This window comes from Cytobacillus horneckiae (genome assembly GCF_002835735.1).
Classification (GTDB): domain Bacteria; phylum Bacillota; class Bacilli; order Bacillales; family Cytobacillaceae; genus Cytobacillus; species Cytobacillus horneckiae.
The window spans coordinates 1-15174 of the sequence record NZ_PISD01000047.1; the positions used below are offsets into that span (position 1 = coordinate 1).

Here is a 15174-nt window from a genome sequence, read left to right on the forward strand (position 1 = left end):
AAGAACCAATTAAAGAACCGGTTAAACAACCCGGTGATGAAAAGCCGATAAAAGAACCTGTTAAAGACCCTGTAAAAAAACCAATAAAAGGTAGATAAAAATTGTTTTAATGCCGTCCAATAATAGGACGGCATTTTCATTTGTCATCCTCTTTTTTTATCCCTGAAAAATTTTGGGCAAGGCTGCATTCTAATTTTTTTAAACCAAAACCATATCTGTGAATATCGTATGAATATGTGAAAAAGTAAAGTAAGAGACATAAAGAGGATGCGAGTAAAGCATGTATGAGTTAATCAATTTTATTTCCCATTTTGATAAACATTTATCTGATTTTATCTATACCTATGGATGGATTGTTTACGCCCTCCTGTTTTTATTTGTTTATTTAAAAACTGCATTTGTCGTTCTTACGTTTTTGCCAGGCGACTCCATTGTCTTTGCCTGCGGGTCCTTAGCAGCAATGGGCAAGCTCAATGCTGGAATTTTAATCACCATCTTTTTCTTTGCTACCTTATTGGGGGATAGCCAAAACTTTTCGCTCGGATTCCTCGTGAAGAAGGTCAATAGAAAAAGACATTGGTTAACGGAAAACCAAATGGTAAACGCACATACCTTCATAAGGAAATATCGGTATACTTCCATTTTTCTCGCTAGATTTGTTCCATTAATGCGTACGACCGTTCCTTTTGTATGTGGAATGGTGAAGTTTCCATTCTTGTTGTTCTTAAAGTACAATATGCTTGGTGCCGCAGTTTGGTTGCTCTTTTGGATGAGTGCTGGTTTTGTTCTCGGAAACTTTCAATGGGTTGAAAATCATTTATTTTTTTCTTTAACTATTATTTCAACGATTCCTCTGCTCGTGCCCGTTGTACTATTAAGTTGGAAAAAATATCATTTAAAACAAACGCATAAAAGCAAATTATTATGAGCTGGACAAGATAGCCTATTTTAATTAAAAGGCTATTTTTTGTTAGAAGCTGAAGGATTGAAAATGAAAGAGAAACTTTTTTAATAAAAGGGAACAAAATATGTCATCAAGTCTGTACCGAGTCGGATACAGACGCTTTATCAAAAGTAAGATCCATCATTGAATGGAATATTAACTAAACTTTTGCTTTAATTAATATTTTCAGGCATGGCCATTATTTATTTTTTTACAGAATACACTCTTTCAGGGCGGCCTACATGCCCGTATGATAAATCTGCCTCAATTTTTTCCTCAAACATTAAATACTCTAAGTAACGCCGTGCCGTCGTTCTGCTTACCCCTATCTCCACAGCGATGACCTCAGCAGTCAACCCTCTTTCCTTTGTATTGCCGAGAACACCCAATACCTTCTCTAACGTTAGGCGATCGATTCCTTTCGGCAATTGAACGGTTTCTTTCGCTACTTTCTCTTTTTCAATTGAATTCTTGTCTCTCCTAAGTAAATGATCTACTTGCTGCTGTGAAAGCGGCAGGTCGCTTCCTTTTGAATCAAGCAGCTGTTGATGAAATGCTTGATATCCCATTAAGGATTGTTTAAATCTATCAAATACAACAGGTTTGATCATATAATCGAATACTCCGATTGTAATTGCCTCCTGTACCATTTCCAGTTCCCTTGCTGCAGTAATCATAATGACGCCCATTTGTTTATCCTGCTGCTTTATTTCCTTTAATAGGTCAATCCCGCTCATATCTGGAAAGTAAACATCCAACAAGATAAGGTCAGGCTGAAATACTTCGATAAACTTTTTAGCTTCAAAATGACTTGCAGCAATTCCAATTGTCTGAAAACCTTCAATACTTTCAATATATTGCCGCTGTATTTCTGCAATCCGCAAATCATCTTCTACAATCAGTACTTCTATTTCTCGACCATCATTCATTCATTAAATACCTCTTCTCTTTGGAATAGCAGCTGTAAAAACTGTGTTCTTGTCTTTATCAGAAGTGAAAGTAATATATCCTCCCAGTTCACTTATTGCATTTTGAACCAAGCTTAATCCGATTCCAGCATTTGCATTTGTATTTTTTGTTGTAAATCCTTTTTCAAAGATAGACTCACTATTCTGCAAGTCAATCCCTACTCCATTATCTTCCACTTCAATAATCAGCTCTTTGCCCAAATCAGTCAGAAAGAGGGTCACTTCCTTAGCTTCCTTGCCACTCTCTCTGACAGCCTCAAAGGCATTGTTCACCAAATTCCCAATGATTGTCACCACCTTCTCTCGATCTATTTCAACTGGCAAATCCTTAAAGCTGCTAGATGCATCAATCGTAAAATCTATTTTCATTTCACTTGCAAGACTTTTCTTTCCTAAAATGAACCCAGCAAGAATTGGATCAGGTATTTCCTTCATCAAAAAGTGGATTAAGCTTTGGGTGCCATCTACTTCTTTCGATATATAGTCAATTGCTTCCTTGTATGAACCAAGCTGAATTAATCCTAGGAGCGTGTAAAGCTTATTAGAATATTCATGAGTTTGAGCCCTCAATCCTTCAGCATAAGCTCTAACATGTGATAATTCCTGCAGAAGATCGGACAATTCCGATTTATTTCTCAGACTGGCTACTGCACCAATGACGATCCCTCTTTTGCTTAAAATAGGGATCGTATTAACCAAATAAACTTCTCCATGGATGATGTATTCCTGATCATACTCTGCCTTGCCGGTATGTACGACAGCAAGCAAATGCATGTTTTCAAGGAGCTCATCCACTCTTCGTCCGCGCAACATATGATCGACTTGAAGTATCTTATGCGCTGTCTCATTTACCACCGTTATCTTTCCAAATACATCTATCGCAATAATTCCCTCGTGTATGGACTCTAAAATCGCATGTTTTTCCTGATACATCCATGCTATTTCCTTAGGCTCCAATCCAAATGTAGCTTTACGCATATTCCTTGAAATAAAGTAGGCCGCAAAAATGCCTCCTATTAGAATGAAGAATGTAACGAGGAACATTTGTCTGCGAACGTAAGTAATTTCCTTTTTAATATCATCTTGTAAATAACCGACAGAAACGACGCCAATTACCTGTCCATTTAAATAGATAGGTGCTTTCCCCCTTAAGGAAGGGCCTAGCGTTCCCACCGATTCAGAGATGATGGATTGGCCTTCAAATACTTGTTCGTTGTCCCCTCCTACCATTTTTTGGCCTAATCTATCAGAATTGGGATGTGAATATCTAATTTCTGCACGATTCCCAATGACGATAAATTCTGCACGCACTTGCTTCCGTATCTTTTCTGCGATTGGCTGTATAATTAAGGAAGGTTGATCAGTCAAAAACGCTTCTTTAATTTCTGGAATATGAGAGATAGATTGGGCAACTGATAAGGCCTGTTCTCCTTTTTCCTGTTTCAATGTGTTCTCCATCATCGTTGTAAAAGATAATTCAAAAATAGAGCCTATTAAAATAATTAATAGTGAAATACCGAGCATCAATTTAATATGTAAACGCATCTATCCACCTCATCTCTCATCATATAAAAAAAAACTCCTATTAAAAAGGAGTTTTTTTCCCAATTTTCTGTTTTATTAGCCTTCAACATTGATTATGACTTTCTTGCCTTTCATTTTCATAAATACTGGAATGAGCAGCCACAATGCAGTAATAATTAAAAATGTAAGCGAAAGCGGACGTGTAAAGAATATACTATAGTCTCCATCGGTAATAGTTAAAGCTCTGCGCATATTATTTTCAATCATTGGGCCTAATACAAGTCCTAAAACAAGCGGTGCAATCGGGTAGTCGTTTTTGCTTAAAAAGTAGCCCAAACCCCCGCATGCAAGCAGCAGCAGTAAATCATAAGTGGAAACCTGGACAGCATATACACCAAAAATAGAAATGGCAATGATAATCGGCAATAAATATTTCTTTGGAGTCAGGATGATTTTCGCAAATACCTTCACTAATGGCAGATTCAAAATCAGCAGCATAATATTGCCGATGAACATACTTGCTATTAACCCCCAGGCAACATCTGGATGTTCATCAAATAATAATGGGCCCGGCTGAACGTTATACATCATAAGGGCTCCCATTAAAATGGCCGTTGTTCCCGATCCAGGTATCCCAAGCGTCAATAACGGGATCATCGCTCCGCCTGAAGCCGCATTATTTGCCGTTTCCGGGGCAGCGACACCAGCAATTGTTCCAGTTCCAAATTTTTCAGGTGTTTTGGATATTCGTTTTTCTGTTAAATAGGAAAAAAATGAGGCCAATGTAGCTCCTGCGCCAGGTAATATTCCAATAAAAAAGCCTAAAATTGAGCCGCGTGCGATCGGCCCGGCTGATTCCTTCAATTCAGATTTAGATGGCAGAAGATTATTAATCTTTGCTATATCTTCCTCTTCCTCTTCTTTTTCCAAAATTGTTTTAAATACCTCGCCTAAGGCAAACAAGCCGACCGCAATGGTCAAAAATTCTATTCCTTGGTAAAGCCATGGAATGTCGAAAGTAAAACGGGCAATCCCTGAGACGTTATCAATACCAATCGTTCCAATTAGCAAGCCGCAAATTGTCATCATTAAAGCCTTTGTTACAGATTTCCCCGCTAATCCACTTACAGCGGCTAAACCTAATAGCATCAAAGAAAAGTATTCAGCAGGACCAAACTTCAATGCTATATTTGATAACGGTTCAGCCAATAGCACCATAGCAATGATTGTTACTGCTCCACCTACAAAGGAGCCGATGGCCGCAATCGAGAGCGCACTTCCCGCTCTGCCTTTCTTGGCCATCTGGTAGCCATCAAGAGTCGTGACCACCGAGGACGATTCCCCTGGGGTATTTAAAAGAATCGAGGTCGTTGAACCTCCATACATCGCCCCATAGTAAACACCTGCAAGAAGGATGATTGCACTGGTTGCCGCTTGTTCAGGAGGCAATCCACCGGTTATCGTCGCTGTAACCGGAATGAGCAGTGCAACACCACTCATTGGACCGATGCCAGGTAAAACCCCCACCGCCGTTCCTATTAGCACCCCTACAAAAGCGAAAAGAAGATTATACCAAATAAGTGCGGTTCCAAAACCATTCATTAAATATTCAATTGTCGTCATTCTTTAACACTCCTATCAACTAAACCAGATCGGCCAACCTGGAAGTGTTCCTTTTAATACATTTACAAATAAGAAATAAATTACACCTGAAAAGCCAGCTGAAATGATAAGTGATGTCACCCACTTGCCTTTTTCCATCGTTTGAAAACAAATGAAAAGGAAAACGAATGTCGTAATGACATAACCAATTGTTTCCAGAGTTAGAATATAAAGCAATGTAGCGATAAAAATAATAAAGAAAGGTTTGTATCGAAGCTTCTCTTTCTTTCCGGCGCTTCTTGAAACTTGAAAGGTCTCATAAAATAGTCGAATGGCCAAAATCATCAGCAATATTCCAAGGAACAGCGGAAAAATATCAGGTCCTACTACGCTTCCATAGGACGAACTTGCAATACCCCTGCTCCCTATCACACTGAGCAACCCTACAGCCAAAAATACAACTGCTGCACAACGATCAAATTTAATATCCATTAAATATCCTCCCATGACAAAGGCATAAGCGATTAGTTCACCATTGGAAAGTTGTCCTTTCTAATGCAAAGAGGGGCAGACGGTGGAGCAGTCATTTTTCAAAAAAATACCCTTTTCCTAATCTCTTTGAGGAAAAATTAATTCCCTTCGCCAATTGTTTACTTCTCCATACCTAAAGCTTCTAATAATTGCTGTACTTGAGTGTCTTGTTCAGCTAAAAACTTGCTGAAATCAGCACTGTTTTTATACTCAAGTTCCCAGCCTTGCGTTTCCACTTCTTTTTTCCATTCTGGTGAATCGACTAGTTTGTCCAAGGCTGTATCCCAATATTTTTTCGCTTCTTCTGACATATTCTCCGGACCGAATACCCCTCTCCAAATCGTAAACTCAGCATCCACACCTGATTCAATCGCAGTAGGGATATCAGCAAAATCTCCTGTCAGGCGTTCTGGAGAAGTAATCGCCAGCACTCTTACTTTCCCTGACTTCATAAACTCTTTCACACTTGAAGCATCTGTGCCAATTACATCTGCATTACCGCCAAGCAGGGCCGTAATTGCCTCACCACCGCCGTCATAGGATACGTATTTAATTTTTGTCGGATCTACTCCATACTCATAAGCAGGCAGAATAGAAACTAAGTGATCCATCGACCCAGGAGCTGAACCACCGGCAAAAGTGAGCGCTTTTGGATCCTTCTTAACTACCTCAAGCACAGACTTCAAATCCTTAAACTCTGAATCTGCCTTCACCACAATCGCACCGTAATCTTTAGTCAACTGAGCCAATGGTGTCGTATTTTTATATCCATAGGGACTGTTGCCTTCTTTCTTTAAATGATTGATGATAATTGGAGGAGAATTGACCAATAGCATGTCATTGTTATCAGCCTGCTGGGTAGCATATTCAGCCATGAATACAGCACCGCCGCCTCCTGGTTTATTTTCAACAGTCATTGGCTGTTGAACGAGCTTCGTTTCATTTAACACTTTAGCGAACGAACGAGCAGTTAAATCCCAGCCCCCGCCTGCACCAGAAGGAGCGACCACAGTTATTGTTTTTTTAGGATATCCAGCTCCTCCCTCACTTTTCTCATCACTGGATGTATTTTGGCTGCTGCAAGCGGCCATTCCAGCAACAAGTGCACCTGCAAGTAAAAAAGCTGATACTTTTTTTAAAGAAATCATTGTTATTTCCCCTTTGTAAGCGTTTTAATTTATATTACATAAAAATTCAGAATTTTTATGAATAACCATTTAAAATACATTAAAACTTTTAAAAACGTTTTGTTCATTAAAATTATTTGTCCGAATAAAAAAGAATAACCAGTTTTTTAGTTTCTTTTCAGCTAGGGAATTAGCCAGCCAAATGCCTGCTACTTTTTGTACATTGTGGGTTAATGGCACAATCAAAACACGGCTCCTTTCCTTCATCTATCGCATACAAATAGTTTTTCTTCACTGCCATCAACCTACATAAGCGATCGCTGTTTTTGACATGGGCGCCAAAGAAGACTCGGCGTGAGGAATTAAACACCGCGTATCTGTTGGCCGTTTTTTCGCATATATTTCCTTGTCTACTTGTTCCGTTATGGTTAAGACTATTTCTTCAAGTACTGTTGCCACTTCTTCTGATTACTTGTAATTCATCTTGACTTTCATTCAAAATTTCAACGAACCCATTGATGATGAGAATCCGACGCTTTCTTATCAACTAGACTCGGTGGAAGGGTTTTCTTGATGAGAATCCGACGCTTTCTTATCAACTAGACTCAGTGGGAGGGTTTTCTTGATGAGAATCCGGCGCTTTCTTATCAACTGGACTCGGGCGGAGGGGGTCTTGATGAGAATCTGGTGCTTGCTTATCAACTGGACTCGGGCGGAGGGGGTCTTGATGAGAATCTGGCGCTTTCTTATCAACTGAACTCGCGTGGAGGTTTCTTGATGAGAATCTGGCGCTTTCTTATCAACTAGACTCGGTGGGAGGGTTTTCTTGATGAGAATCCGGCGCTTGCTTATCAACTGAACTCGGTGGGGTTTTCTTGAATCATCCACCATTTCACTCGAAATTAGTGGTCGATTTCTTCCACTTGATGACTTGGAATGAACTCCTGAATATCGTAGAGGATTTGGATTTGTTCGTTATCATAAGGTTTGTTGGTCGGGGACATTAAAAGAGCTGCCAAAAAGTCAGTTCATACTGACTTTTTGGACAGCCCTTTTGAATTATATTTCATCTTCCTCTTCATCAATATCAATTAACCTATAAACAATGCCATCTTTAACGCGAACTTCAATAATACCGCCATCTTTATTAAAGGCAAAAATCCCGCTATTAAAATCTGTTTGCGCCCATTTAAAAAATATTCCTTCGTAATCAAAATCCTGTTCGTTCTTAAAAGATAATTCGTAGGTTCCATCCTTGTTTTCCTTTATGTACGATTGAATCCCCCGTTCAAACTCTCCAATATTCTCTTCAGACAGCTCTTGTGGCATCACATGAAGATCTGCAAATGGCGCTTTTTCTAGAATAATATTTGTGATTGATCTGCCAAGAAGGGTGGTCCATAAACTCTCGGCCACCTGGCCAATCATAATTTGCGTCACTTTGTTCTCTTTAGCTTCTTCCGCAATCATGCTGGCAATATCTTTCATGCGGCTTCTCTTAATCATTAATTCCGCGCCATATTCATTTGCCACTTCCTTAAATATGGACATATCTACTTTCTTATCTAGCTTATATTCCTTTTCCGGCAAAGGGTCTAGCACGAGAATAAACAACGATGCACTGAGTTTATTGGCAATATCGGCGCCTCTTCGTATAAGGCGCAAACCATTTTGACCATAGTATACACAAATAAGGATGCGCTCTTCTTGTTGGAAAGATGACATTCAGTTCACTTCCTTTTAAAATTACAGCTCATTTTTAGAATGAACATTCATCATTAATTCATTCATAAAATAAATGAAAATCCTATATGTACGTGTAACATTAATAAAAGAGGATATATATGTAGTAAGAGTTATTATTCATCACAGTTTTTATAAAAAGGAGTGTTATCATGGCAAAAAAATTATTTACAACTGCCGTTACAGTTACAGGTGGACGTGAAGGAACAGCCGTTTCTAAAGACGGAAATTTCAATATGGCAATCGCCATGCCAGGTACGCAGCGGGCAAAAGAAATGCCAGAAGCGACAAATCCAGAGCAATTATTTGCTGCAGGATATGCTGCCTGTTTTGAAAGTGCGCTGCAAAACGTATCGAAACTGGACAAAACCCCAATTGACACTCAAGTCATAGGGAATGTAAGTTTATTGAAGGATGAACAGCAAGGATACAGCCTCGAGATAAAACTCGAAGTTAAAGCTGCAGGAACTGACCAAAGCACATTGGAGAAACTCGTTCATAAAGCACATGAAATGTGTCCTTACTCAAAAGCAGTGCACGGAAATATCGAGGTCGAATTAGAAGCTACAGCAGTTGATCAGCTTTAAGTTCGCAGAATATGAAAAACCTTAAGACAAGAGGCACTAGGTGCTTCTTGTCTTATTTTTGCAACTACACAAAATCCTTCTGCAATTATTTGTTTTAGACTAGATAGTATCTGGAAATAAATAAATCTAGGACCTTGAAATGAAATATAGCGGGAGTATGCACATCATGAATATATTAAATTTAACAATTGAACTTATAATCGGGTTCTTCCTTCTTTTTATCATCGTCAAAATAGTAGGAAGGAAAATTATCAACCAAATAACCCCTTTTACTTTTATTTCTTCTATTGTATTAGGCGAATTGCTTGGCAATGCGTTATATGATCACCGCATAGGTGTCTTTTATATTCTATATTCCATGCTATTATGGGCTGCTTTACTCTTTTCTGTAGAATATTTAGGCCAGAAATATCTATCTTTTCGTGGCTTATTTGAAGGAAAGCCATCAGCTCTTATTAAAAATGGAATAGTCGATCGTGAAGCATTAAAGAAAAATAGAATGAACCTTAATCAGCTCCAAAGCCTGCTTAGGCAAAGTGAAACGTTCTCTATCCGAGAAGTTGCTTATTGTTATTTAGAAGCGAACGGTTCTATAAGCATATTGAAAAAGAACAAGTATCAAAAAACGACCCAAGGAGATTTCAATATGGCATTAAAGCCTGCTTATGTGCCTGTTACACTTATTCGGGATGGTGAAGTCTTATGGGATGAACTTAAAGATTTATCATTAGATGAATCTTGGTTAAGAACAAAACTCTCTTCTCAAGGTATTTCTAAGTACAGTCATGTTTTCATAGCCGAATGGCTAGAGGATGACGGGCTTTTTGTACAGCTTAATGAACCGCATTGATTGAAAAAAAAGAGTATACACCTAGTCGCTTTTTTCCCACGAGCTAATCTTCGAAGCTTTTTTCCTTTGCTTAGTAGGATGTTCTCCCTATTGCGATGAAAAAGTCTAATTTCTCGGTTTTGCTAATGAGAAATTAGACTTTAGTTACTTCATAATAGGCCTAATTATTGAAAATCACATCTCGAAAAAACATCTATCTAATGTGGATAAAACAATTAAGAAGAAAATGCTTCTTCTTGTTTTGAAACTAATTCAATCTCGAACCCTAAGTCCTCTAGCATTTTTATATCTTGATTTTTTTCTTGCCCTTCCGTTGTTAAATAGTTTCCTAAGAAAACACTGTTCGCTGCATATAGACCTAGAGGTTGCAAACTTCCTAAATTTATTTCACGTCCACCTGATATACGAATTTCCTTCGTAGGATTGATATAACGAAATAGCGCTAACACTTTAAGACAATAACGAGGGTTTAATTCTTGAACACCCTCTAGTTTTGTCCCATCAATTGCATGAAGAAAATTTACAGGAATAGAATCTGCGTCTAACTCATGCAATACACGAGCAATTTCGATGACATCTTCTTTCGTTTCCTTCATTCCAATAATGGCTCCAGAACAAGGTGAAATGCCATGCTTTTTCACAATTTCAACCGTATTTACACGGTCATCATATGTATGTGTAGTTGTAATATATGAATGATGCTTCTCAGAAGTGTTTAAATTATGATTGTACCGATCGACGCCTGCTTGTTTTAATTGAGCTGCCTGTTCTTCCTTTAATAGGCCTAAGCAAGCACATACTTTTAGTCCATATTTTTCTTTGATTTCTTCAACTGCTTCACTGACAACATTGACATCCTTTCTAGTCGGCCCTCTGCCACTGGCGACAATACAATACGTTCCAACTTTATTTTCAAATGCCCGTTTAGCGCCTTCTAAAATTTCCTCTTTCGAAATAAATGGATACTTTTCAATTTCAGCAGTGGAAATAGAAGACTGTGAGCAGTAACCACAGTCTTCAGGGCAATATCCACTTTTCGCATTAATGATCATATTTAATTTAACTTTCTTTCCATAATAATGCTTACGAATCTGAAAAGCACCATTCATTAACAGCAGTAAATTATCATCTTTACAATTAAGAATGCTACTAGCCTCTTGATTACTAATTTTTTTCCCCTCAATCACTTCTTGTGCTAATTGTAACCAATTCATATCGTTCTCTCCTCTTGTACTTTGATAGGTTGGCCATTTCGATTTTTATGAAATACTTTATATAATCTTGTAACTAAAATGCCAGCAATAACTGAAATCACTATATCGCCGAAAATACTATAAACAAAACCAACCATCCATACATGTGCCCAGCTACTTTGGATGCCCATCCATATATTTAGTGCCAAATATAGATAAGGTACCCCTATTAAGTAAATCACCAATAATCCTGCCAAATTAGCAAAAATAAATTGATATGTCTTTGGGTTGGCTATTCGTTCAATTATCCATCCCACTACAAATGCCCCAGCAATAAAACCAATTAAATAACCAAATGTCGGTTGTAGAAAATAACCAATCCCTCCTCCTTGTGTAAAGACAGGAAGACCTGCTAAGCCAATCCCGACATATACAAGCTGACTTTGCATCCCTCTTTTACTTCCTAATAAACTCCCAGCTAAAAAGACAAACAGGACTTGCAGTGTAAACGGAACATATGGTAACGGAATTTTAATAAATGCCCCAATAGCTGTTAAAGCAGAAAATAAAGAAATGAAGGCTAATGAAACGGTTGAGTTCTTATTAATCTTCAAGCACCTCCTTTAACGAAGGCATTATCAAAATATTGCTGTATCGCTTCATTTGTTAGATCAATCATGGTCCTTATTTCCTCTTTTGTAATTACATAAGGCGGCATAAAATAAAGAACGTTTCCTAATGGTCTTAGGAGCAAGCCTTTCTTTAAAGCAATTTGATAAATTTGATATCCAACTCTATCTTTACTAGGAAAAGGTTCTTTTGTCTCTTTATCTATTACTAGTTCAATAGCCCCTACCATACCAGTTTGTCTGTACTCGCCAACGTATGACTGGTGATGAAATACACTGGATGCTAACTCCTTCATGAAGGCGCCTTTCTCTTCAATCTGTTCTATGTAATGTTCTTCTTCAAATATTTGTAATACCTCATATGCCACTCTGCAGGCTAAAGGATTACCTGTATAACTATGAGAATGTAAGAAAGCTTTCATCGTTTCATAGTTATCATAGAATGCCGCGTACACTTTTTCAGTAGTTAGAACGACGGACAATGGTAAATAACCGCCTGTTAAGCCCTTTGATAAACACATGAAATCAGGTGTAATTCCAGCTTGTTCACAGGCAAACATCGTTCCCGTTCGACCAAATCCTACTGCAACTTCATCTGCTATAAGATGGACATCATATTGCAGACACAGCTCCTTTAAATTCTTTAAATAAGAAGGAGGATACATTTTCATTCCCGCCGCAGCTTGAATTAATGGTTCAATAATGATAGCGGTCAGCTCTTCATGATGCACCTTTAATTTTTCTTCCACAAATGATAGACACGGTGTGTTGCAACTGTCAGGCTTCTTATTAAATGGGCATCTAAAGCAATCGGGTCCTTGTGCTCGCACCGTATCCAGTAATAAAGGTTGAAAGACCGCATGATATAGATCCACTCCTCCAACAGATAGTGCACCCAGGGTTTCCCCATGATAGGCATCTGTTAAAGCTAGAAAGCGTTTTTTATTTGGTTTATTTTTTTGCATATGATATTGAAAGCTCATTTTTAAAGCCACTTCTATCGCAGATGATCCATTATCAGCAAAGAATACTTTAGTTAATCCATCCGGAGTGATTTCTGCAAGCTTTTCTGCTAAAAAAATGGCTGGTTCATGAGTAAAGTTGGCAAATATCGCGTGTTCTAATTGAAAAGCTTGATTGGCTAAGGCGGTACTAATACGTTTATTAGAATGTCCGAATAAATTGACCCACCAAGAAGATACAGCGTCAATATACTGCTTTCCATTTTCATCATACAAGTAAATGCCTTTCCCGCTTTTGATCACAATAGGAGGAAGCTCTTCATAATCCTTCATCTGAGAACAAGGGTGCCAAACATGATTTAAATCTCTTCTTTGTAAGGTTGAAATGGTTGAAATCATATACTAAACAACCTTTCGAAAAATTCAGTATCTTCCAGCAGAAAATTCTTTAAAGCTGATAGATTTTTAAACTTTGGAATGACTATAGAAGGTAAGTCAGTGATTTTCCCAATTGTTTTTATGTTATTACTCTCCAGTTCGGTACCTTCAAACGCATTAAATACTATACCAGCAATTGGGATATTATTCATTTTAAGTACTTCGACCGATAGTAATGTATGATTAATCGTGCCTAATTTTGTACGGGCAACTAATACTACAGGTAACTGTGATTGTTGAATTAAGCGGAGAAAATGATAGTTGCGTTGTTCATTTAATGGAACATACAAGCCACCTGCCCCTTCACAAATCACATAGTCATACAAAGACTTTAGCTGCTCAATATGTTGTAGAATGACCTCTCCTTCTATTACTGTGCCTTCTAACATGGCAGCATAATGAGGTGAAGCAGGCTCTTCAAAAGAATAACTATTCAAATGCCCTTCTACTAAGATTTCTTCACTGAATGATTGATAAAATGCCGTATCTCCATAATATGCCTTCGAATTCTCTACAATGATTCCTGTTTGAACAGGCTTGTAAGGTGTGACGGTTTCTCCTTTTGCTTGAAAATATCGCATGAAGTATGCCGTTACTAAAGTTTTTCCGACATCTGTATCTGTGCCAGATATCCAAAAATGCTGTGTCATAAGATATTCCTCCATATATGTAAACCAATATAAAAAGAGGTTAACATATTAAAGACAATCTTGTAAATATATATTCTCTAAACAAGAGGAAGAGGATGACCTGCATGCCCAATGTAAAACTGCTCCCTCCATTTGTACCTATAGATCTCATAAACACTAATTTATGTTAAATGTAGACAAAGAAAAGAAGTTCAGCACGATCAACCTTTGTCTCTATAAATTCTTTAACACAAATGGAATTTGATCTAGTTATAATAGAAAATTCCTCTCTTTGATAGCTTTCTATATAATGAATCTCTAGAAATACGTACAATGATCATTCGTTAACCCACATCATTTCTGCAATAAATAAGCACTGAGAATACTTACGATATAGGGGGCTTATGCTTAACACTCAGTTGCTGCAGCTGCTCTTTTCTTTATCTCGATAAAGCCAAGATGTTGATATAGACCAAATCTTAACCATTGATATGATAAAATATATGTGGACAAAGAGAGGTGAGGATGATTTTATCGAGGAAAATAATCTCAGCTTCAATATCTGGTACTCTTTTTACCGTTTTATTAGGTTTCATCTGGACAAATCCTTTTGGAGATAATATAACTTCAATTCAAAATTATTTATTTTCTGTAATTTCGGTTACACCTATTTATATGATGTACAGTATGCCAGTTATAATGATCTATGGGATTTTAACCTCTATTATTAGTGATAAAATAGGAGAGTTTATTTCGATTAAAGCGAAAGAAACTAACGCAGAAATATTTGTTTCAGGAGCCTTACATATCGTTTTTAGTTTAGTATTATTTTGGATTAGCATAGGAGCCTCTTTGTTATTTTTATTACCGATAGACTATTGAAAAGCCGAAATAAAAAGTACGAGTGGTTGGAAGCCATTAAAAGTTTAGCCATCCCTTTGTTGACGTGGCTCATATTAATGGGTATTGTTTGGGGATATGATTAAAAGGACGTTTCTCGTCTTCCTACATTCCATAATATGTAAAATTTATAGATGTAGATGCCTGGAAGGGCATTATGGTTTTTGAAGGGGCTTACCAAATATGTGTAACTACTATTAAAATAAGACTAGCTAATATCAGGTTGATCATTACATATTACGGAAGGTGTAGCAAGAGGACTATTTTTTAATAAAGTGAAACTTCCATCCGTGTTATCCTTCATCCCCCCACTGGTGGTTAGTGGGGGCTCTCTCGCAGGATGCGGGTCACTAAGGCGGGTTGCCACAGGACGTGCCGTATTTAGTCTGAGTTCTGATTATCAGGCTTTTACGGTCAGTTTCACCAATAAAGCTTTCTCTAAACTTTGAGGCAGGGGCATCAAACCAAAATATACATTTTATTCCTTAAACATGATGGAGACCTTTAAACCTTAATTATTGTTCATAATAGAATCATAGACGATCTAA

15 protein-coding genes are annotated in these 15174 nt (G+C 37.7%); 4 read left to right on the top strand and 11 right to left on the bottom strand.

Annotated features, from left to right (window positions below):
- Positions 1-280: 280 nt before the first annotated feature.
- On the top strand, positions 281-928 hold the full coding sequence (locus CWS20_RS19760; RefSeq protein ID WP_066190186.1) for a VTT domain-containing protein: 648 nt from the start codon (positions 281-283) through the stop codon (positions 926-928).
- A 218-nt stretch (positions 929-1146) separates the two neighbouring features.
- On the opposite strand, the gene CWS20_RS19765 is transcribed toward CWS20_RS19760, so the two are convergent.
- The 7 genes from CWS20_RS19765 to CWS20_RS19790 all read right to left on the bottom strand — a co-directional run bounded on the left by CWS20_RS19765 (position 1147) and on the right by CWS20_RS19790 (position 8420).
- Positions 1147-1872, bottom strand: coding sequence for a response regulator (locus CWS20_RS19765; protein ID WP_066190184.1), 726 nt, complete (start codon positions 1870-1872; stop codon positions 1147-1149).
- 3 nt (positions 1873-1875) lie between these two features.
- The gene (locus CWS20_RS19770) at positions 1876-3456 is read right to left on the bottom strand and encodes an ATP-binding protein (RefSeq protein ID WP_066190181.1); all 1581 of its coding nucleotides are present in this window, start codon (positions 3454-3456) and stop codon (positions 1876-1878) included.
- Positions 3457-3531: 75 nt separating this feature from the next.
- Entirely contained in the window at positions 3532-5058 is a 1527-nt protein-coding gene (locus CWS20_RS19775; protein WP_066190179.1) for a tripartite tricarboxylate transporter permease, read from the bottom strand.
- Positions 5059-5073: 15 nt separating this feature from the next.
- Positions 5074-5529 carry a tripartite tricarboxylate transporter TctB family protein gene (locus tag CWS20_RS19780; RefSeq protein WP_066190178.1) on the bottom strand — a complete coding sequence of 152 codons (456 nt, stop codon included), beginning with the start codon at positions 5527-5529 and terminating at the stop codon, positions 5074-5076.
- Positions 5530-5687: 158 nt separating this feature from the next.
- Positions 5688-6716 (bottom strand): Bug family tripartite tricarboxylate transporter substrate binding protein, encoded by a 1029-nt coding sequence (locus CWS20_RS19785; protein WP_066190176.1) that lies wholly within the window; start codon positions 6714-6716, stop codon positions 5688-5690.
- Between the two features lie 69 nt (positions 6717-6785).
- Positions 6786-6941, bottom strand: coding sequence for a hypothetical protein (locus CWS20_RS28120; RefSeq protein ID WP_157090478.1), 156 nt, complete (start codon positions 6939-6941; stop codon positions 6786-6788).
- Positions 6942-7754: 813 nt separating this feature from the next.
- Positions 7755-8420, bottom strand: coding sequence for an adenine nucleotide alpha hydrolase family protein (locus CWS20_RS19790; protein ID WP_066190174.1), 666 nt, complete (start codon positions 8418-8420; stop codon positions 7755-7757).
- Between the two features lie 170 nt (positions 8421-8590).
- On the opposite strand from CWS20_RS19790, the gene CWS20_RS19795 reads away from it, so the two are divergent.
- Positions 8591-9025 carry an organic hydroperoxide resistance protein gene (locus CWS20_RS19795; protein WP_066190171.1) on the top strand — a complete coding sequence of 145 codons (435 nt, stop codon included), beginning with the start codon at positions 8591-8593 and terminating at the stop codon, positions 9023-9025.
- Between the two features lie 166 nt (positions 9026-9191).
- Entirely contained in the window at positions 9192-9875 is a 684-nt protein-coding gene (locus tag CWS20_RS19800) for a YetF domain-containing protein (RefSeq protein WP_066190169.1), read from the top strand.
- Positions 9876-10090: 215 nt separating this feature from the next.
- Here the strand turns inward: CWS20_RS19800 and bioB are convergent, their stop codons facing one another.
- The 4 genes from bioB to bioD are packed head-to-tail and all read right to left on the bottom strand — an operon-like array spanning position 10091 to position 13747.
- On the bottom strand, positions 10091-11089 hold the full coding sequence (gene bioB, locus CWS20_RS19805; protein ID WP_066190167.1) for a biotin synthase BioB: 999 nt from the start codon (positions 11087-11089) through the stop codon (positions 10091-10093).
- Complete coding sequence (locus CWS20_RS19810) at positions 11086-11682, bottom strand: biotin transporter BioY (RefSeq protein ID WP_241198592.1); 597 nt, start codon at positions 11680-11682, stop codon at positions 11086-11088. The genes bioB and CWS20_RS19810 overlap by 4 nt, the downstream gene beginning before the upstream one ends.
- Positions 11679-13058, bottom strand: a complete 1380-nt coding sequence (bioA, locus tag CWS20_RS19815; RefSeq protein ID WP_066190164.1) for an adenosylmethionine--8-amino-7-oxononanoate transaminase — start codon at positions 13056-13058, stop codon at positions 11679-11681. Before bioA ends, CWS20_RS19810 begins: the two co-directional genes overlap by 4 nt.
- The gene (bioD, locus tag CWS20_RS19820) at positions 13055-13747 is read right to left on the bottom strand and encodes a dethiobiotin synthase (RefSeq protein ID WP_066190161.1); all 693 of its coding nucleotides are present in this window, start codon (positions 13745-13747) and stop codon (positions 13055-13057) included. The genes bioA and bioD overlap by 4 nt, the downstream gene beginning before the upstream one ends.
- A gap of 504 nt (positions 13748-14251) precedes the next feature.
- Between bioD and CWS20_RS19825 the strand changes: the two genes are divergently transcribed.
- Positions 14252-14608 carry a hypothetical protein gene (locus CWS20_RS19825; protein WP_083957152.1) on the top strand — a complete coding sequence of 119 codons (357 nt, stop codon included), beginning with the start codon at positions 14252-14254 and terminating at the stop codon, positions 14606-14608.
- Positions 14609-15174 lie beyond the last annotated feature (566 nt).

Bases quoted from the DNA above. Each gene is read 5' to 3' on its own strand.
- CWS20_RS19795 (WP_066190171.1), top strand. From the start codon at position 8,591: ATGGCAAAAAAATTATTTACAACTGCCGTTACAGTTACAGGTGGACGT.
- CWS20_RS19790 (WP_066190174.1), bottom strand. From the start codon at position 8,420: ATGTCATCTTTCCAACAAGAAGAGCGCATCCTTATTTGTGTATACTAT.
- bioA (WP_066190164.1), bottom strand. From the start codon at position 13,058: ATGATTTCAACCATTTCAACCTTACAAAGAAGAGATTTAAATCATGTT.
- CWS20_RS19800 (WP_066190169.1), top strand. From the start codon at position 9,192: ATGAATATATTAAATTTAACAATTGAACTTATAATCGGGTTCTTCCTT.
- CWS20_RS19825 (WP_083957152.1), top strand. From the start codon at position 14,252: ATGATTTTATCGAGGAAAATAATCTCAGCTTCAATATCTGGTACTCTT.
- bioD (WP_066190161.1), bottom strand. From the start codon at position 13,747: ATGACACAGCATTTTTGGATATCTGGCACAGATACAGATGTCGGAAAA.
- bioB (WP_066190167.1), bottom strand. From the start codon at position 11,089: ATGAATTGGTTACAATTAGCACAAGAAGTGATTGAGGGGAAAAAAATT.
- CWS20_RS19780 (WP_066190178.1), bottom strand. From the start codon at position 5,529: ATGGATATTAAATTTGATCGTTGTGCAGCAGTTGTATTTTTGGCTGTA.
- CWS20_RS19785 (WP_066190176.1), bottom strand. From the start codon at position 6,716: ATGATTTCTTTAAAAAAAGTATCAGCTTTTTTACTTGCAGGTGCACTT.
- CWS20_RS19760 (WP_066190186.1), top strand. From the start codon at position 281: ATGTATGAGTTAATCAATTTTATTTCCCATTTTGATAAACATTTATCT.
- CWS20_RS19775 (WP_066190179.1), bottom strand. From the start codon at position 5,058: ATGACGACAATTGAATATTTAATGAATGGTTTTGGAACCGCACTTATT.
- CWS20_RS19765 (WP_066190184.1), bottom strand. From the start codon at position 1,872: ATGAATGATGGTCGAGAAATAGAAGTACTGATTGTAGAAGATGATTTG.
- CWS20_RS19770 (WP_066190181.1), bottom strand. From the start codon at position 3,456: ATGCGTTTACATATTAAATTGATGCTCGGTATTTCACTATTAATTATT.